The sequence below is a fragment of the Allobosea sp. TAF32 genome (assembly GCF_052113585.1).
GTDB lineage: Bacteria > Pseudomonadota > Alphaproteobacteria > Rhizobiales > Beijerinckiaceae > Allobosea.
Genome location: NZ_JBFRDM010000001.1, coordinates 598,905 through 617,705 on the forward strand (window position 1 = coordinate 598,905; position 18,801 = coordinate 617,705).

Below are 18,801 nucleotides of genomic sequence, written 5' to 3' on the forward strand. Positions count from 1 at the left end.
ATGTACGGCAAAACGATTTCCGATCGGTTAGGGCCAATTCGCTGGCACAGGCGGAACGGCAAAGATCTTATTTACCTTGCGCGTCGAACGGCCGGCGCGCTCAAGCATGCAAATCCGCAGTGGACGACGTCGGCTGCCGCCGCCGAGCCTCGCGCGCGCCGCAGGCTGTTTGCCGGGTCTCTACTTGGACGAACCGGTCGCCTGGGCATTGCGGCTCGTCGCCTGCGCCTCAACCTCGCCGAAATATTTCTGGCCGTCACCTAGCTGGGCCGAAGGCTGGCATGTGGGGGTGCAGGAATAGCTCTCGCGCTCCATACCACGCTGCACTGTCAGAACGTTATCCGACGCCGCACCTACACGGACCAGCGATTCCGCAAGCAACGCGCCGGTCCCGTCGAGCGCAATCAGATTGGTCACACCGAAGCTCTTGCCGGTAACCACCATGACGCCGTTGCGCTGAACGGAAACGTCGGCGATGGCCGGGTTGCCGACGATGACGGTCTGAGCCTTCTCGGGCAGGCGCACGACCTTGGCGTGATCGACCAAGACCATCACGCTCTCAGCCTGCGTTTCCTGAGGCGCGGCGACCGCTGAATCGGTGGCTGAGCCGGCAAGGGCCAGGATCATGGCGACCGCCCAAGGCGCGGGCAGACGGCACCTTTCCGGCGTGTGATGGGTCGACATGGCAATGCCTCAAGCTCTGCGATACCGTCAGACAAGCGCAAAATGATAAACCGAACCTTAAAACCGTTGGCGGCAAGGAAATTCACTGCCGTCATCGCAGTCGAAGAAGCGGATTCCGCGCCGCGAACGCAGCACATTCGCTCCATCAATCCAAATGCAACGAACGTATGACGTTAGTTAAATAAATAATTTACCGATACTTTCATAGATTAAATCTTAGATACCATACAATATTTGTTCTATATATTCGTTAAATGACACGTTAACCACGACGAAAACATCGCAATGGAACGTTCAATTCTTTGATCGCCTTAACTGATCAGCAAGACGAACGAGCTAAATTGGTTCCTGTCGCTGACCGAAGCCGCTTCAGAGCGAAGGCAGCCGTCAAACCGTGGTGCAAAGGAGTTCCATCATGACCAACGTTTTCAAGCGCTTCGTTAAGGACGAGTCGGGCGCCACCGCCATCGAGTACGGCCTGATCGCCGCCCTGATCGCCGTCGTCTGCATCAGCGTCTGGACGACCGTCGGCACCAACCTGATCGCGCGCTTCCAGGAAGTCGCCACCGGCCTGGATAAGAAGTCCTGAGGTTTCGCCACAGCGGTCTACAAACCGCCAAGCGTATCAGGGAACGCTCCGGCTCTGCCGGGGCGTTCTGCCGTTTAGGGCACGTTCCGACGATTTCCGCCGTTGCCGTAAGGCTTTGGTGAGACCTGCCTGGGACAATGCGAGGGATAGTGGACCGGAACCAGTGCCTATGTCGCTCCCGCTGATCATCATGCTCGGTGTGTTCCCCTTCGCCATGGCCTATGCCGCGGCGAGCGACCTCATCTCCATGACGATCTCGAACCGCCTCTGCCTTTCCCTCATCGCCGCCTTCGTCCTCTGCGCCGCCTTGCTGGGGCTCAGCCTCAGCGACGTCGCGTGGCATGTTGCGGCCGGCTTGATCGTCCTGGCCGTATCCTTCGGGCTATTTGCCGCCGGCTGGATCGGCGGCGGCGACGCCAAGCTGGCGGCTGCCACTGCCTTGTGGTTCGGCTTCGACCAGCTCATCCCCTATTTGATGATCGCCGGCATCTTGGGAGGGTTGCTGACGCTGTTGATCCTGCGCCTGCGCGCGTATCCCCTCCCCTTGCCTGCCGCCGATTGGGGCTGGGCGCGGCGCCTGCACGCGGCCAAGGAGGGCGTTCCCTACGGCATCGCCCTGGCATTCGCCGCCCTGCTCGTCCTGCCTGACACCGCCATCTGGCGCGCTGCGATCGGTCTCTGAGAGTGCACGGCGACCTAACGTCACCTCACGTCAAAAAATATACGTCCGATTAACCATAAGTTGACGTTTCGCGGCGACGATCCGGGATGAGGGCCAGCTCCGCCTGGCTGAGGATCGTTCGTCGATGAGTCCCGCACGCATCATCATTCTCGTGGTCGCCCTGGCGGCAGGCTTAGCCGCCGCAGTGCTCGTGCAGCGGCCATCGCAGGCACCGGCTCCGATCGCCAAGGTGGAGCAGGCGCCGACCGTACCCGTGCTCGTCGCGGCCAGCGACATCCCGATCGGCAACACCGTAACGGCCAACGACCTGCGCTGGCTGAACTGGCCGATCGCCGGCGTGCCGGGCGGCGTCATCCGCAAGGACGAGGCTTCTGAAGCCGAGAAGGAGATCATCGGCCAGGTCGCCCGCTACGCCATTCTCGGCGCCGAGCCGATCCGGCGCGAGAAGCTGATCAGGACCGACGGAACCGGCTTCCTCTCAGCCGTGCTGCCCTCCGGCATGCGCGCCGTGGCGATCAGCACCGACAGCCGCGGCGCCAATACCGCCGGTGGCTTCATCCTGCCCAATGATCGTGTTGACGTGATCTGCACCTGGCGCGGGGAGTCGACCTCCGGCCGCGGCGAAGCACAGGTCAGCGAAACCATCCTCCGCAATATCCGCGTTCTGGCGATCGGCCAGAACGTGCAGGAGCGCAACGGCGAGAAGGTCGTGGTCGGCGAAACCGCGACGCTCGAGGTCGATCCCGGCCAGGTCGAAGTCCTGATCCAGGCGCAGAAGAGCGGGACACTCTCGCTGGCGCTGCGCAGCCTGAAGGACGTCAACCAGCCGGCTCCCCCGCCCTCTGCCGACAATTCGGTGACCCTGGTGCGCTACGGTGTCATCTCGAAGAGCGTGAAGCCATGACCAGATGCTCGTTTCGCCTCGCAACGGCTGCCGCGCTCGTCCTGATCGCCGGCGGCGTCCGTGCGCAGTCGCCCGCCCGGGACGCCGCTCCGGTGCTCAATGTCGGAACGAGCGAGCACGCGATCTCGCGCAAGCTCGACCTCTCGATCGGGCGCTCGCTCATCGTCGAACTGCCACGTGACGCCAAGGAGGTGTTCGTCGCGAATCCGAAGGTCGCCAATGCGGTTGTACGGACGGCGCGCAAACTCTTCGTCATCGGCATCGCCGACGGCGCGACTTCGATGTTCGTGATGGACGGCGAGGGACGCCAGATCACCGCGCTCGAAATCAATGTCGGGCGAGACCTCAATGTCCTGCGGCAGACCCTGCGCGCTGCGCTGCCGAATTCGCAGATCGAGATCAAGCCGGCCGGCGATTCGATCCTCCTGGTCGGGGCCGTTCCCAACGCCTCGGAGGCGACGCAGGCCGTCGACATCGCCAACGCCTTCGTCGGCGTGTCCGACAAGAGCAATGCCAAGGGCGCAGTGATCAACTCGCTGACGATCCGCGACCGCGATCAGGTCATGGTCAAGGTGACGGTGTCGGAAGTCTCGCGCAAGGCAATCAAGCAGCTCGGCATCAATTCCACCGGCGAGTGGAAGCTCGGTAACTTCTCGGTGACGCCCACGATCGACAACCCCTTCTCTCTGTCCCCCCAGGCCCTGTCCGCCACGGCGATCAAGGCCGGCATCGGCAATTCGCAGAATTTCAGCCTGCGCGCCCTCGAGCGCGCAGGCCTCGCCCGCGTTCTGGCCGAGCCGAACGTCACCGCGATCTCGGGAGAGAGCGCCAAGTTCACGGCAGGAGGCGAAGTTCCCATCCCCACCGGCTACACCTGCGACCCGGCAAAGGCCGTCTGCTCGCTCGGTATCCAGTACAAGCCGATCGGCGTCGCTCTCAACTTCACGCCGATCGTGCTTTCGGCCAACAAGATCAGCCTTCGCATCGCGACCGAGGTCACCGAACTCGACTTCGAGAACCAGATCGTGCTCCAGGGCGACCGAAACCAACCCACCGTCACCGTCCCCGCCTTCCGCGTGCGCAAATCCGATACGACGGTCGAATTGCCTTCCGGCGGCACGCTGGCCACCGCCGGTTTGATCCAACGTGTTTCCAAGACATCGATCAACGGCCTGCCCGGGCTGATGAACCTGCCGATCATCGGCGTGCTGTTCCGCTCGCGCGACTATCAACGCGAGGAGACCGAGCTGATGATCGCGGTCACCCCCTATATCGCCAAGCCGATGCAGCCCAACGAGGTCCAACGGCCCGATGATGGCTTCGTCGAGTCCCACGACGCCCAGGCCTACCTGCTCGGCCGCCTCAACAAGCTCTACGGCAGTGGCGGCGGCCCGATCCCACAGGCCTACAAAGGCCGCGTCGGCTTCATCGCAGACTGACCGAACCGGATGGATAGCATCATGATGGATGTCCCGACCACGACGGTCCCCCTCCGGGAGAAGGCCATAGCACCGCGCCTGCTGACCCTCGCTCTGGCTCTCGGCGCCCTTGTCGGCGGCTGCGCCGGCAAGGGTCCGAACGCAGATCCAGCCGCCCTAGCCCCCGTCGATGTCCGGGAGCGGCATCCGATCGTCCTGCGCGACGCGCCGCGTTCGCTCGACGTCTTCGTAGGCCGGGCCGGCGCCGCGCTCGACAACCGCCAGGCGGAAGATGTCGCCGATTTCGCCGAGGCCTATCGCAAATCCGGCAAAGGCGGCCTCGTCGCGGAGGTGCCGACCGGTTCCCGGCGCGAGCGGGCCACCCACGACACCCTCAATGGAATCCGCGCGGCGCTCGCCCGCAACGGCGTGCCGGCGGGCGCCCTCAGCATCCGCAGCTACCCGATCCAGGATCCCGGCCTTGCCTCGCCGATCCGGCTGAGCTTCGCTTCGCTGCAAGCCGTCGTGCCACATCAGTGCGGCCAGTGGCCCACCGATCTCGGCGTTTCCGATTTGAAGTTCTCGGCATCGAACGAGCCATACTGGAATTTCGGCTGCGCCTCCCAGGCCACGCTGGCCGCGCAGGTTGCCGATCCGATCGATCTCGTGAGAGCGCGCGACGAAGGCCGCCCCGACATCGTCAAGCGGATGGGCGCCATCGCGAAGATCCGCGACGGAAAGGACCCGTCGACCCAGTATCGCCAGCAGACGCCGCAGATCAATTCGACAGTCGGAGGCAGCAACTGATGCAGCCCGCGACAAGCGAAACACCGTCGGTCGAGGCGGCCGGCGACGCGATCATCGCGCCGCTGCCGCGCATCACGCTGCAGGCCTTCTGCGAGACTCCTGCCGTCGCCGCGACGATGCAGGCGGCGGTTGCCGACCGGCGCATGGACAAGACCCATGCCCGCATCCAAATGGGCGGAGCGGCCGCGGCCGTCGAAGCCTTCCGGACGGCGCCTACGCCGAACGTCATCGTGCTCGAGACCATGTCCGACGCAGCGACCCTGGTCGGGCATCTCGACGCGCTGTCGGAAAGCTGCGACCCCGGCACGAAGGTGGTGGTGATCGGCCATGTCAACGACGTGCAGCTCTATCGGGAGCTGCTGCGCCGCGGGGTCAGCGAATATCTGATCGCGCCGCTAGAGACGCTCGACCTGCTGCGCACCCTGTCAGAACTCTACGTCGCTCCGGAAGCCCGCCATCTCGGCCGCGTCATCGCAGTGGTGGGCGCGAAGGGCGGTGTCGGCGCCTCCACCATCGCACACAACATGTCCTGGGCGATCGCGCGGAATCTCGACGCCTCCACCGTAATCGTCGATCTCGACATCGCCTGGGGCACCGCAGGCCTCAACTTCAACCAGGATCCGCCCCAGGGCATCGCCGAAGCGGTCTTCGCCCCGGAGCGCCTCGACTCGAACATGCTGGACAGGCTTCTTTCGCGTTGCAGCGACAATCTGGCCCTGCTTGCGGCGCCAGCAGTTCTCGACCGGACCATCGATCTCGACGAGGACGCGCTGGAGCAGTTGCTGGAGTTGCTGCGCGCCAGCGTGCCCTGCATCGTCCTCGACGTGCCGCATCAGTGGAGCAGCTGGGTCAAGCGGACGCTCATCGGCGCGGACGAGATCGTGGTGGTCGCCGAGCCGGAGCTCGCTTCCCTTCGCAATGCCAAGAACATCGTCGATCTGTCGCGCGCGACCCGGCCCAACGACGCGGTCGCCCGTCTCGTACTGAACAAGGTCGGCGTGCCCAAACGGCCGGAGATCAGTGCCGGCGAGTTCTCCAAGGCGCTTGGCATCGACGTCCTCTGCACGATCCCCTTCGACGCGCAGCTCTTCGGCACGGCTGCCAACAACGGGCAGATGATCGCCGAGGTCCAGGCCGGCAGCAAGGCGAGCGAGGCGTTCACCCAGGTCGCGAGCGCGCTGACCGGCCGCGGCGAGGCCAAGCGCGGCCGACGCAGCCTGTTCGAGCCCCTGGTCGCAAAGCTGAAGCGTCGCAAGGCTTCCTGATGACGCGAAACGGGCCGGACGGACAGTCTGTCGGAGGATCGGGCCGGGCAAGCAGGAATGTGCGTGCGCACGCGGCACGCGCGGGAGTGTGTTGAGATGTTCGGGAAGCGATCCGCGGGCGCGACCGTCGCGCCGAACCTGAGCCCAAGGAGCCTCGCGGCCCTTCAGCCGGCGCGCATGCCGGAGCAGGTCCAGCCCTCGGCCGAGGAGCGCAAGCTGGCGCCGGTCGAGGCGGCGACGCGCTCCGAAGAATATTATCAGATGAAGAGCATGATCTTCGGGGCGCTGATCGAGGCGATCGATCTGTCGCAGCTCGCGAAGCTCGACTCCGAATCGGCGCGCGAGGAAATCCGCGACATCATCAACGAGATCATCTCGCTGAAGAATGTCGTGCTTTCCATCGCCGAGCAGGAAGAACTGCTCGACGACATCTGCAACGACGTCCTCGGCTACGGCCCGCTCGAGCCGCTGCTGGCGCGCGACGACATCGCCGACATCATGGTCAACGGCTCGAACCGCACCTTCATCGAGACGGGCGGCAAGATCCAGCTCACCAACATCCGCTTCCGCGACAATGCGCAGCTGATGAACATCTGCCAGCGCATCGTCAGCCAGGTCGGCCGGCGGGTCGACGAAAGCTCGCCGATCTGCGACGCGCGCCTGGCCGACGGCTCGCGCGTCAACGTCATCGCGCCGCCGCTCGCGATCGACGGACCCGCGCTCACGATCCGCAAATTCAGGAAGGACAAGCTGACGCTCGACCAGCTCGTCAAGTTCGGCGCGGTCTCGCCGCCGGCCGCCGAGATCCTGAAGATCATCGGCCGCGTCCGCTGCAACATCGTCATCTCCGGCGGCACCGGTTCCGGCAAAACGACGCTGCTGAACTGCCTGACCAACTTCATCGACCATGACGAACGCGTCATCACCTGCGAGGACGCCGCCGAGCTCCAGCTCCAGCAGCCGCATGTGGTGCGCCTCGAGACGCGCCCGCCCAATCTCGAGGGCACCGGCGCGGTAACGATGCGCGATCTCGTCAAGAACTGCCTGCGCATGCGTCCCGAGCGGATCATCGTCGGCGAGGTGCGCGGACCGGAGGCCTTCGACCTTCTCCAGGCGATGAACACCGGCCATGACGGCTCGATGGGCACACTCCACGCCAACTCGCCGCGCGAATGTCTCAGTCGTATCGAGTCGATGATCACCATGGGAGGCTTCTCGCTGCCGTCGAAGACCCTGCGCGAGATGATCTGCTCCTCGGTCGATGTCATCATCCAGGCGCAGCGCCTGCGCGACGGCTCGCGCCGCATCACCCACATCACGGAGGTGATGGGGATGGAAGGCGAGGTCATCACGACGCAGGACCTGATGCTCTACGACGTGCTCGGCGAGGACGCCGCGGGCAAGCTCATCGGCCGCCACCGTTCGACCGGCATCGGCCGTCCACGCTTCTGGGAACGGGCTCGTTATTTCGGCGAGGAGCAGCGGCTTGCCACCGCCATCGACCAGCTCGAGCAGGTCAATGAAGGCTTTGCAGCCTGAGCGGAGACCCTTGTCGGGAGTCAGCCCATGAATTCGAGCACGCTCGCCATTGCCGTCCTCGCCATGTTCGCCGTCGGCGGAGTCGTCTATGCGCTGCTGTACCCCACGCTGAGCGGCGAGAAGCGAGCCGAGAAGCGGCGGAAGGAATTCGCCGGCCCGAGCACGATGCGCAGCATCGACCGGGAAGCGCAGGCCAGGGCGAAACGCGGGCAGGTCGCGCAAAGCCTCAAAGAGATCGAAAACCGCGAAAATGCGCGCAACAAACTGACGCTTGAACAACGTATCGGCCAAGCGGGTCTGGGCTGGACCCGCCGGAAATACTACATGACCTGCGCGGTGACCGCCATCGTCACAGGCCTCGTCCTGCTGATCTTGAGCGGCAATATGATCATGGCGGCCGTCGGTCTTTTCATCGGGGGGCTGGGCCTGCCGGCCTGGTTCCTGAAGCACTGCAAAACGAAACGTCTGAAGCGGTTCGCCATCGAGTTCCCCAACGCGCTCGACGTTATTGTCCGTGGCATCAAAGCCGGTCTTCCCGTCAATGATTGTCTGCGCATCATTGCATCGGAAGCCACTGAGCCCGTCAGGGGGGAGTTCCGGCAGATCATCGAGGCCCAGACGCTCGGATTGCCGCTCGCCGAGGCTGCGGGAAAGCTCTACGAGCGGATGCCCTGCGCGGAAGCCAATTTCTTCGGCATCGTAATCGCCATCCAGCAGAGAACCGGCGGCAACCTGTCCGAGACCCTGGCTAATCTCTCGCGCGTCCTGCGCGAGCGGCGCAAGATGCGCGACAAGATCCAGGCGGTCTCGATGGAGGCCAAGGCGTCCGCCGGGATCATCGGCGCCCTGCCGCCGACCGTGGCTCTGCTCGTCTATATCACCACCCCGCGATATATCGAGCTCCTATGGCTTACCCAGATGGGCAAGCTCGCGCTCGTCGGCTGCGGGATATGGATGCTGATAGGCGTCTTGATCATGCGCAAGATGATCAATTTCGAGATCTGAGGTGGAAGCGTGATTTCCCAGATCGTCGACAGGCTCACCGATCCGCAATTCATGCTCGCGCTGCTGGCCGCCGTCGCCGCGGCCGCCACGGTGCTGACCGTCGCGATCCCACTGACGGAGGGCAACACCCTCCAGAAGCGCATGAAGAACGTCGCGACGGAGCGCGAAAAGATCCGAGCCCGCGAGCGCGAGCGGCTCAATCGCCAGAACGAGAGAGTGAGCCTGCGCCAGGAGCCGAAGGCCTATATGAGGCGCATCGTCGAGCAGTTCAAGCTCGGCGACTGGCTCGGAACCGAGAGCGCCAGGAGGCAGCTCACCATGGCAGGCTATCGTGGGCCGCAGTCGGAAATCACCTTCCTGTTCTTCCGGCTGGCCGTCCCCGTCGGCTTTTTCCTGTTCGCGCTGTTCTATCTCTTCCTCATCAACGGTTTCGGTCAATCGCTGCCGATGAAAATCGCGATCGCGATCGGCGGCGCCTATCTCGGCATCAAGGCGCCGGAGGTCTTCCTGTCCAACCAGATCAGCAAGCGGCAGCTCTCGATGCGCCTGGCTTTTCCGGACGCGCTCGACCTGCTGCTGATCTGCGTGGAATCAGGCATGTCGATCGAGCAGGCCTTCCGCAAGGTCGCGAACGAGATCGGCGGCCAGTCCGTGCCGTTGGCCGAGGAGTTCGCTCTCTGCACGGCGGAGCTTTCCTATCTGACCGACCGCAGGATCGCCTATGAGAACCTTGCGATGCGGACCGGGCTCGAAGGCGTCAAGTCGGTCTCGACGGCCCTGATCCAGGCGGAACGCTACGGAACTCCGCTCGGCACGGCGCTGCGCACCCTGGCGCAGGAGAGCCGCGATCAGCGCATGAACGCCGCCGAGAAGAAAGCCGCGTCCCTGCCGCCGAAACTGACCGTGCCGATGATCCTGTTCTTCCTGCCGGTGCTCTTCGTCATCATCATGTTTCCGGCGCTGGTACAGGTTTTCGGCTGGAAGTGACCGGGCCCGGGCGGGTAGGTGTCGGATCTCGTCCAAGGACAGATTGTCTGGGCAGCTAAGGCACCGACCGACTGTCACGGCGATGCGTTCTGGGGTCCGATGTCTCGCGCTAACACGGCGCAATCCGCCGTCATGTGCAGCTTGAGAAAATCAACGAATGCGCTGCCCGCAGTTGGCGAGATAGCGGCAGATGCTGAGTTCCAGTTCGGCCCGCTCTCGTCCTCTGGGAGCATCGCCGGCCTCGAATTCAAGACACCGCAGCCGCTCCAGTGCGTCTCGAAATTGTTCGGGCGTTTCGATCGGATTAGGGGCAATGAATGGGCGATTTTCTGTCACGATAAGCATCGTCATCCTCCAGCGAGGATACGGCGTGGATGATCTGTCGAGCTTTGTGGAAGCCGTAAACTAACAACCCTTGCCCGGCAGCGAAGTTCCGACCTGCGACACGCCATGCACGATCGAAACAAACGCGGCTGAGACCTGCAGGCGGCGCGGGCTGCACTGACGGACCGTCCGCAGATGTAGCCTGAAAGCCGAGAGCCGGGACGGCGGATTCTAACCGTGCCCGCGCCGTCGCAGCCCAGATGCTGCCGAAGAGCCGCCCGGAACCTTGTCCTTCGCCATTCTCAGCGAAGCCGGTCTATTGGACGTTTCGAGGCCCCGCGCCTAGCTGCTAACAATCGCGCGAGTCGAACGCTAATTATTTCAGATGGTTATACCGAACCGCTTATTTGATCACGGGTCCTTCATGCGATACCCGGCCGGCACGCCGGCATGGGCATTTTGCTGGACATCCTGACCGGGGGACCTAGTAAGCCCAGAGACGTCTATCGAGAGGGCGGATCGCTTGCCGTATTCCCCTGGCAGAATACGAATTCTCCGGCGCTCCCGCGCCTTGGCGGTGACGCCGCGCTACTGGCGCCAACGGCTGGTCTTCTGGCTCGGCGCACTGGCCATCGGTGTCGTCAGCGCAGCGTTTGCCATGCTGGCCGACAAGGCGCAGCTCCTGTTCGAACTGGTCTCCGGCCGGGAGGGCAGCCTGCGCTTCCTGCCTCTGTTGGTCACGCCGCTTGGGTTCTTGTCCTGCGCCTTCGTGGCGGCTCGCTTCGTGCCGGGTTCGCAGGGGAGCGGCATCCCCCAGGCCATCGCCGCGCGTCACCTGCGCGAGCATAGCGACCGCTCCGGCTTTCTGTCCTTGCGGATAGCCGCGGGCAAGATCGTCTTGACGGTCATGGGCTTGCTCTGCGGCGCGTCCATCGGCCGCGAGGGGCCGACCGTGCAGGTCGGAGCGTCGATCATGCTGCAAGTGGCCCGGTGGGGTGGGATGAGCCAGGCGCGGGGCCTGATCCTCGCAGGCTCCGCCGCCGGCATCGCCGCCGCCTTCAACACGCCGCTCGCGGGAATCGTCTTCGCCATCGAGGAGATGAGCAAGACATACCAGGCCCGAACGAACGGCATTGTCCTCTCAGCGGTCATCATCGCCGGCCTCGCCTCCCTCGCCATCGTCGGCAATTACACCTATTTCGGCATCACGGATGCAACCGCGGATCTCCGGCGGGACTGGTTGCTGGTCGTCGCCTGCGGTGTCGTCGGGGGCGGCTTCGGAGCCTGCTTCAGTATGGGCTTGATCGCGCTGACGCGACGCATTCGGCGCTGGCGAGGTTTCACGCCTCTGGTCCGCACGCTCATTGTTGCGGCCTTGACCGGATTGCTGGTGGCCGTCATCGGCATCGCCTCCGACGGGATGACCTTCGGCACCGGCTATGCACAGGCAAGAAGCGCGATCGAGGGAACACCGCTGCCGTTTTCGTTTTTTCTAGCGAAGTTCCTCGCGAGCCTGGCCTCGTCCGTCTCAGGCATTCCAGGCGGGCTGTTCGCGCCGTCGCTATCCGTCGGCGCCGGCCTCGGCAGCACTTTGGGCACTGTCCTCGGCTCTCCGGTCGGCCTTGCCGCAGTGCTCGGCATGGCGGGATATTTCTCGGGCGTCGTGCAGGCTCCGATGACCGCCTTCGTCATCATTCTGGAGATGACGGGGAACCACGACAATGTGTTGGCACTGATGGCCGCTTCGATGCTGGGCTATGGGACCGCGCGCCTGATTTCGCGTGAATCGCTGTATCACGCGCTTTCCCGCCTTTTCATCGCGGACGTGCTTCGCAACAAGCGCGCACAGACGATCGCGGCCGTGCCACCGGCGACGGGTTAGCCGGCAATTCTCTGCGGCCGGGCGGCTAGCCGTTTGCGCTCGCCCCGCGCGCATCGCGGATAGCGCGCCAGATCCGGGCCGGCGTCGCGGGCATGTCCAGATGCGTGACGCCGAGAGGCCGAAGCGCGTCGAGGATGGCGTGGATGACGGTCTGGGGAGCGCCGATACAGCCGGCCTGCCCCGCTCCCTTGGCGCCGATCGGATTGGCCGCGGTCGCCAATTCCACCATGGAGAGCTCGAATGAAGGCAGGTCCACCGCGCGCGGCATCGCATAATCCATGAAGGTTGCGCTCAGGAGCTGGCCGCCATCTGGATCGTAGCGGGCTTCCTCCATCAGTGCCTGCCCGATGCCTTGTGCCAGCCCGCCATGCACCTGCGCTTCGGTCAGCAGGGGATTGATCAAGGAGCCGTAGTCGTCGACGGCGACATAGCGCAGCAGGGCGACTTCTCCGGTATCGGGATCAACCTCGACCTCGGCCGCCTGCGCGCCGTTCGGAAAGGTCAATGGAGCGTCGCGCCGGGCGCCATGGCTGGCGAGCGGCCGGCCTGTCGTCTCCGCGACATGGCGCGCGACACCGGCGAGATCGATTTCGCCGGCTCCGGGAGCACGGAAGCGGCCCCCCTCGAAGGTGACCGCGTCGGGATCGCTCTGGAGCAGTTGGCCTGCAGCGAGCCTGCCGGCCTCGACCAGCGCCCTCGAGGCCAGGACCAGCGCGCCGCCGCCCATATGCAGGGAACGCGCGCCGCCATGGCCGCCGCCGCTGGGAACGCGCGCCGTATCGCCCTGGACGAGATGAAAGCGCTCCAGCGGCAGGCCCAACTCGCGCGAGAGCAGTTGAGCGAAGCTTGTCTCGTGACCCTGGCCGTTCGACTGGGTACCGACCGCCATGTCGACGCCGCCATCGACGCGGAACGACAACCAGGCGTCTTCGTTCGGGGCGCCGCGCGAGGTTTCCAGGAAGCAGCCGATGCCAAAGCCGCGCAGCTTGCCGCGCCGACGCGATTGCGCCTTGCGGCCGCGAAAGCCGGGGCGGTCGGCCGCGGCCAGCACGCGGTCGAGATTGCCGCCGAAGCTGCCGCAGTCGAGCACGGCGCCGAAGGGCTTCCGATAGGGGAAGCGACGAATGAAATTGCGCTTGCGCAAGGTGGCGGGGTCGATGCCCAAGCGATGGGCCGCTTCGTCCACCAGCCTTTCGATCAGATAGTTGGCCTCCGGCTTGCCGGCGCCTCTATAGGCGTCGATCGGAACGGTATTGGTGAAGATGCAGCGGACATCCATCGTCATCGCCGGGATGTCGTAGAGCCCTCCCATGGCCGGAGTTGGCGCCGTCGTAGCGCTGCCCGGACCAAGCGAGGAGACATAGGCGCCGAGATTGGCGATAGTTTCGACTTGAAGCGCCAGGAAGCGCCCCTTTTGGTCCAGGGCGAGCCGCCCCGTCGTCAGATTGTCCCGGGCGTGGACACCGCCCGAAAAATCCTCGATGCGCTCGGCCAACCAGCGCACCGGCCTGCCGAGGCGTTCGGCCGCGACGAGCACCAGCGCGTATTCCGGATAGGTGACATTCTTCATGCCGAACCCGCCACCGACATCGGGGCAGGCGACATCGAGCCGTTCGGGCGCAATGCATAGCACTGCCGCAAGCTCGCGGCGGATGTCGTGGACCGAAGCGCCGCTGAGCGACAGCCGGTAGCGGCCGCTGGCCGGATCGAAACGTCCCAGCGCAGCGCGCGGCTCGAGAGCGGCCGCCACGATCCTGTTGTTCACGACCCGGCAGCTCACGATGTGAGCAGCCCGCTCGAAGGCGGCAGCCACGACGGCTTCGTCCCCGAGGCGATAGCGCAGCGCCAGATTGCCGGGCGCCTGCGGCCAGATTGCCGGTGCGCCGGGCTCGGCGGCGGCAGCGAGGTCGGTGACGGCCGGCAGGATATCGTAGTCGACTGCGATGAGCTCGCAGGCTTCGCGAGCGTGATCGAGCGTCTCGGCCACGACGAAGGCGACGGGATCGCCGACATGCCGGGCGCAATCACGCGCGAGAGCCTGCCTGGTTGGCACGATCAACGGCGCGTCACCGGCAATCGCCAGCGAGCAGGGCAGCGCGCCGAGGCCGGCGATATCCGCCGCGGTGTAGATCGCATGGACGCCCGGAAGCTCGCGGGCAGCCGAGGCATCGACGGAGAGGATCGCGGCATGGGCGTGCGGCGAGCGCAGCACCATCGCATGCAGCACATCGGGGACGAGCTCGTCGTCGACGTAATGGCCTCGCCCCGTCAGGAAGCGCTCATCCTCGAAGCGGCGCAGGGAGCGCGGGTCCGCCGAGGCCGAATCCACGACGGGCGCCTCATTCTCGTGGCTCGAAACGCTCGCATGCATCAGGCTGTCACTCGTCCACCGGCCATCAAGGCCATACTCCGATTCTTACGCCAGTGTCCGCCTCGTCGTTGGCGGGGGGCACTCAGGCGAAGCGGGCGAAAGCGGCCGCTTCCCGTCCGGCGATGCGGCCGCTGAAGCAACTGGGGCCGACCATCATGCCTTCGAGCGGCTTGATGCCACCGATATGGCCGCCGGCCATCCCCGCCACCTCGCCCGCAGCATAGAGGCCGGGCAGAGTTCCGCCGAGCTCCAGCAACGCGCGGCATTGCCGGTCGGTCTGGACCCCGCCCATCACCTTGCGGCCGATCGGCACGAAGCGGACCGCGTGGAAGGGCGGTTCGGCCAGCGGCGAAAGACCGGCGAGCGGCCGATGCGTCGCGGGGTCGCGTGCCAGCCCGGCGGTGAGCCCGGCGTTCCATTGCGCGACGGTATGTCCGGCGCCATCCGCATCGATGCCGGCGCGGCGGAAGAGTTCGTCGAGCGTATCGGCCTGCCACGCCCAAGGGGAATGAGCGAGATGGCGCCTCGCAGCCTCGTTGCCGGTTTCCGAGCCAGGCGGGACATGATGGTCGTCGACGGTGATCGCAGGCAGCATGGCTTCGTCGAAGATCGCCCATGCCGTCGCACCGGGCTGGGCGAGCAGGCGCGGCACGGCGAGGTTGCCGCTGGTCGACTGGCTTTCGTCGTGGAAGCGCGCGCCGACCCGATTGAGCCAGAGCCAACCGGTATTGCCCCTGAAGACGACGCCGCGCTCGCCGGCCGGGTCGCGATAATCGGGGACGCCGGTCGCATAGCAGTAGAGTTCGTCGAGATGGTCGAAGCGAACGCCATGGCGTTGCAGGATGCTGATCGCCTCGCCCTGGGCGCCGGGGCCGCCGCCCGCCAGAACCTGCGGCACGCCCGCGAGCCGGCGGGCATGGCGGCGGATCATCGCCAGGCTGCCGGCGAAGCCGCCGATGGCGATCACGACCGCCGGGGCGCGCAGCCGCTGCTCGCGCCCCTTTCCGTCGTGGCAGATCACGCCGCCCACCCTGCCGTCCGCGATAATGAGTTCGGTCAGCCGCCAGCCGAAACGCCAGGCCGATGGCGAGCCGCATTCCCTGATGCGCTGCCAGAGCACGTCCATGAGCCCGGCACCCCCGTCCAGCGGACGGTGGAAGCGCGGAACGCTGTCGCCTTCGAAATGCCTGATGTCTGGAAAGCTCACGCCGAGCCCGATGAGCCAATCGATCAGTTCCGCGGAACCACGCTCGAAATAACAGCGAGCCCAATCGCGGTCGAATTCATGACCGCCGGCTTCGAGGTCCGCAAAGGCGAGATCGGCCGAGTCGACGATGCCGCGCGCGGCCTGAAGCGATGTCCCCGGCACGCACATGCCGCCGCCGGCGAGCCGGGCGGTGCCGCCGAAACCGGGAGCGGCGTCGATGCCGATGACGACGGCACCGGCCGTCGCCGCTTCGAGGAAGGCGCTGGCGCCGGCCACGCCTGCGCCGACGACGATGACATCGGCGTCCTTGTCGTTCTCAGGCGCCATGGCAGTCCTCCGTTTGGCCGGGTCCGAGCAGATCCCGCGTGAGCTCGCCTATGGTGCGGCTTCCGGTCAGCGCCATCGTGCGGTCCAGTTCGGCTTGCAGCAGGCCGAGCACGTGACTCGCACCCGCCTCGCCCGCGGCCGCGACGCCGTAGAGCGGGGCGCTGCCGGCGAGCACGGCTCCGGCGCCCAGCGCGAGCGCCTTCGCGATGTCGCTGCCGCGGCGGATGCCGCCATCGACCAGGACGGAGCCGCTGCCGCCGGCCGCGGCGACGATGCGGGGCAGCGCGCCGAGCGTGCTGGCGGCACCGTCGAGATTGCGTCCGCCGTGGTTGGAGACGACGACGCCGTCGCAGCCGAGGGCGAAAGCGCGCCCCGCCTCCTCCTCGCGCATGATGCCCTTCAGCAGCAGCTTGTGCGGCCAGCGCTGGCGAAGCCTGGCGATGTCGTCCCAGGTCACGGATGGGCAGAGCGAGGTGCGTCGGGCAATCTCCTCGGCTCCGAGACCGGAAGCCGGCGGCGGACGATTGACGACGCGCGGCAAGCCGCCGGTTGCGAGATAGCGCAGGGCAACGCCGGCGAGCCAGCGGGGATGGCCCAGCATCTCCACGCAGGATGCCAGCGAGGGGCCATAGGGCGGTAGCAACCGGTCGCGCCGGAGATATTCGCGCTGGCCGAGCACGGGCGTGTCGACCGTCACGACAAGGACGCGAAAGTCGAGATCGCGCGCCCGGTCGACGATGGCGTCGGTGAGCGAGCGGTCGCTCCAGAAATAGAGTTGTTGCCAGACGGTCGCCCCCGTCGCCGCGACATCGGCCATGGCGACGGTGGAGTAGGTCGAGAGGGTGAAAGGCAGATTGGCGCGTGCCGCGGCCTTGGCCAGCGCAAGCTCGCCGCGATACCACAACAGGCCGGCCGGCCCGGCTGGCGCGACCGCGAGCGGCATGGCATGGCGCCGGCCGAACAGCACGCATTCGGTCGAGCGTTCCGCGACGTCGACGAGCGTGCGCGGCAGAAACGTCAGCGCGCGGAACGCGGCGCGATTGCGGTCCCGCGCCAGGTCGTCCTCGGTTGCCCGGTCGATGAAGTTGAACAGGCCCTTTGGCAGCCGCCGCTTTGCGAGGCGGCGCACATCCTCGACATCGAAGCAGCGCGCGAGCGCCATCGCCTCAGGCTTTCGACATCGCGGTTTCCTGCGCCGTGATGAACTCGAGCAGGACCGGCTGGCCTTCCTTCGTCCTGGCGATACCGCGCTCGATCGCGCCGCGGATCTCGGACGGGTCGGTGATGCGCTCTGCATAGGCGCCAAAGGCGCGCGCCATCTCGCAGTAATTGCCGGTGATGCGATTGGCGGCGTAGAGGCGTATCGCGTTGGGGATACTGTTCAGCTCGGTGGCCATGCCGCCGTTGTTGAACAGGATCGAGAGGATCGGGATGCGCTCGCGCGCCGCCGTCTCGATATCCATGCCGGTAAAGCCGATCGCCGCGTCGCCCCAGACATTGATGCAGAGCTTGTCCGGCCGTGCGAGCTTGGCGCCCATGGCGATGCCGAGGCCATAGCCGAGCTGGGTGGTCTTGCCCCAACCGACGAAGCTCAGCGGGTCGCGCGCGACCCAGAAGGGCGTGAGCTGGTCGCGCGGGCGCCCGGCGTCGTTGGTGATGATCGTTGGCTCGTTGCGCGTCGCCGCCATCAGCTCCCAGACGACGCGGTAGGGATTGATCGGCGTCTCGGCCGAGGTCAGCTTCGGCATCCATTCGGCGAGCCAGGCTTCGCGGGCCCCGCGGATGCGGGCGGCAACGGCCTCGCCCTTGTCGGAGTGTACGCCGCGCCGCTCCAGCTCGGCGAGCAGCCCCTGCAACGCCAGTTTCGCATCGCCGACGAGGCCGATGTCGGCGGGCACATCCTTGTTGAGATGCCCCGAATCGAGCGTCATGTGGATGATGCGCTTGCCCTTCGGCACCGGCACGGCGAACAGCGTCTCGGTGAAGCTGCAGCCGATGCCGAGGATGACGTCGGCCTCGTCGAGGAAGGCCTTCACCGGCAAGGGATAGGTCAGGCCGCCGGAGCCGAGCGAGAGGGGGTGATCCTCGGGGAACGCGCTCTTGCCGGGCAGCGTGGTGACGACCGGGCAGGCGAGGCGCTCGGCCAATGCGCGCAACTCGTCCCAGGCTTCGGCGTAGTGCACGCCCTGGCCGGCGTGGATCACGAGGTTGCGGGCCGCGCCGATCAACTCGGCAGCACGGATGATGTCGTCGGGATCGGGCGCCGTGCGGTGGCCGCGGACCGGGACGTAATCCTCCGGCTGCGCCAGCTCGGCGGTCCAGAGATCGTTCGGCACCTCGACGAGCACGGGCCCACCGCGGCCATTGCGAAGCTGGCTCAGTGCGCGGCGCATCACATTGACGACCTCGCCGGGTAGGTTGAGCTGCTCGGCCGACTTGGTGATGTCGCGCATGCTCTGGACCGCGTTGAAGTTAGGCTTGATGCCGGAGACCCGCTGCGGATAGCCCTGCGGGATCACGAGCACAGGCACGGAATCGGCATAGGCCTGCGCGACGGAGCCGTAGGAGTTCTCGATACCGGGCCCGTGCTGCATAGCGAAGACGCCGAACTTCCGCCCTGAAGACAACCGCGAATAGGCATCGGCCATATGCATGCCCGTGCGTTCCTGGCGCACCACGATCGGCCGGATGCCGACGAGGGCGGCCTCATCGATCAGCTTGTTCGTGGGGTAGCAGAACAGCAGTTCCACCCCTTCCTTCTTGAGGATGGCGGTCATGGCCTGGGCAACGTTCATTGCGCACTCTCCGGT

General features: G+C 65.9%; 16 protein-coding genes. 10 read left to right on the top strand and 6 right to left on the bottom strand.

Going from position 1 to position 18,801, the window contains the following annotated elements; all coding sequences use genetic code 11:
* Positions 1-180 precede the first annotated feature (180 nt).
* The gene (locus AB4Z16_RS02690; protein ID WP_441509765.1) at positions 181-627 is read right to left on the bottom strand and encodes a pilus assembly protein N-terminal domain-containing protein; all 447 of its coding nucleotides are present in this window, start codon (positions 625-627) and stop codon (positions 181-183) included.
* A gap of 472 nt (positions 628-1,099) precedes the next feature.
* Here AB4Z16_RS02690 and AB4Z16_RS02695 point away from each other — a divergent pair, with 472 nt between their 5' ends.
* The 9 genes from AB4Z16_RS02695 (at position 1,100) to AB4Z16_RS02735 (ending at position 9,880) form a co-directional block, all read left to right on the top strand.
* Positions 1,100-1,273 (top strand): Flp family type IVb pilin, encoded by a 174-nt coding sequence (locus AB4Z16_RS02695; RefSeq protein WP_441509766.1) that lies wholly within the window; start codon positions 1,100-1,102, stop codon positions 1,271-1,273.
* A 169-nt stretch (positions 1,274-1,442) separates the two neighbouring features.
* The gene (locus AB4Z16_RS02700; RefSeq protein WP_441509767.1) at positions 1,443-1,955 is read left to right on the top strand and encodes an A24 family peptidase; all 513 of its coding nucleotides are present in this window, start codon (positions 1,443-1,445) and stop codon (positions 1,953-1,955) included.
* 124 nt (positions 1,956-2,079) lie between these two features.
* The gene (gene cpaB, locus AB4Z16_RS02705; protein ID WP_441509768.1) at positions 2,080-2,859 is read left to right on the top strand and encodes a Flp pilus assembly protein CpaB; all 780 of its coding nucleotides are present in this window, start codon (positions 2,080-2,082) and stop codon (positions 2,857-2,859) included.
* Complete coding sequence (locus tag AB4Z16_RS02710; protein WP_441509769.1) at positions 2,856-4,298, top strand: type II and III secretion system protein family protein; 1,443 nt, start codon at positions 2,856-2,858, stop codon at positions 4,296-4,298. Before cpaB ends, AB4Z16_RS02710 begins: the two co-directional genes overlap by 4 nt.
* A 21-nt stretch (positions 4,299-4,319) precedes the next feature.
* Positions 4,320-5,084 carry a CpaD family pilus assembly protein gene (locus tag AB4Z16_RS02715; RefSeq protein ID WP_441509770.1) on the top strand — a complete coding sequence of 255 codons (765 nt, stop codon included), beginning with the start codon at positions 4,320-4,322 and terminating at the stop codon, positions 5,082-5,084.
* A complete protein-coding gene (locus AB4Z16_RS02720) occupies positions 5,084-6,349 on the top strand; it encodes an AAA family ATPase (protein ID WP_441509771.1) in 1,266 nt (421 codons plus the stop codon). Before AB4Z16_RS02715 ends, AB4Z16_RS02720 begins: the two co-directional genes overlap by 1 nt.
* 96 nt (positions 6,350-6,445) lie before the next feature.
* Positions 6,446-7,888 carry a CpaF family protein gene (locus AB4Z16_RS02725; protein WP_441509772.1) on the top strand — a complete coding sequence of 481 codons (1,443 nt, stop codon included), beginning with the start codon at positions 6,446-6,448 and terminating at the stop codon, positions 7,886-7,888.
* Between the two features lie 27 nt (positions 7,889-7,915).
* On the top strand, positions 7,916-8,893 hold the full coding sequence (locus AB4Z16_RS02730; protein WP_441509773.1) for a type II secretion system F family protein: 978 nt from the start codon (positions 7,916-7,918) through the stop codon (positions 8,891-8,893).
* Between the two features lie 9 nt (positions 8,894-8,902).
* Positions 8,903-9,880, top strand: coding sequence for a type II secretion system F family protein (locus tag AB4Z16_RS02735; RefSeq protein WP_441509774.1), 978 nt, complete (start codon positions 8,903-8,905; stop codon positions 9,878-9,880).
* 150 nt (positions 9,881-10,030) lie between these two features.
* On the opposite strand, the gene AB4Z16_RS02740 is transcribed toward AB4Z16_RS02735, so the two are convergent.
* On the bottom strand, positions 10,031-10,225 hold the full coding sequence (locus tag AB4Z16_RS02740) for a hypothetical protein (RefSeq protein ID WP_441509775.1): 195 nt from the start codon (positions 10,223-10,225) through the stop codon (positions 10,031-10,033).
* A gap of 502 nt (positions 10,226-10,727) precedes the next feature.
* On the opposite strand from AB4Z16_RS02740, the gene AB4Z16_RS02745 reads away from it, so the two are divergent.
* Positions 10,728-12,086, top strand: a complete 1,359-nt coding sequence (locus AB4Z16_RS02745; RefSeq protein WP_441509776.1) for a chloride channel protein — start codon at positions 10,728-10,730, stop codon at positions 12,084-12,086.
* Between the two features lie 25 nt (positions 12,087-12,111).
* Here the strand turns inward: AB4Z16_RS02745 and AB4Z16_RS02750 are convergent, their stop codons facing one another.
* The 4 genes from AB4Z16_RS02750 to AB4Z16_RS02765 all read right to left on the bottom strand — a co-directional run bounded on the left by AB4Z16_RS02750 (position 12,112) and on the right by AB4Z16_RS02765 (position 18,786).
* Positions 12,112-14,457, bottom strand: a complete 2,346-nt coding sequence (locus AB4Z16_RS02750) for a xanthine dehydrogenase family protein molybdopterin-binding subunit (protein ID WP_441509777.1) — start codon at positions 14,455-14,457, stop codon at positions 12,112-12,114.
* A gap of 82 nt (positions 14,458-14,539) precedes the next feature.
* Entirely contained in the window at positions 14,540-15,991 is a 1,452-nt protein-coding gene (locus AB4Z16_RS02755) for an FAD-dependent oxidoreductase (RefSeq protein ID WP_441509778.1), read from the bottom strand.
* Positions 15,981-17,153: an alpha-hydroxy acid oxidase gene (locus tag AB4Z16_RS02760; RefSeq protein WP_441509779.1), complete on the bottom strand. Its 1,173-nt coding sequence runs from the start codon at positions 17,151-17,153 to the stop codon at positions 15,981-15,983. The genes AB4Z16_RS02755 and AB4Z16_RS02760 overlap by 11 nt, the downstream gene beginning before the upstream one ends.
* 4 nt (positions 17,154-17,157) lie before the next feature.
* Positions 17,158-18,786 (bottom strand): thiamine pyrophosphate-requiring protein, encoded by a 1,629-nt coding sequence (locus AB4Z16_RS02765; protein WP_441509780.1) that lies wholly within the window; start codon positions 18,784-18,786, stop codon positions 17,158-17,160.
* Positions 18,787-18,801 lie beyond the last annotated feature (15 nt).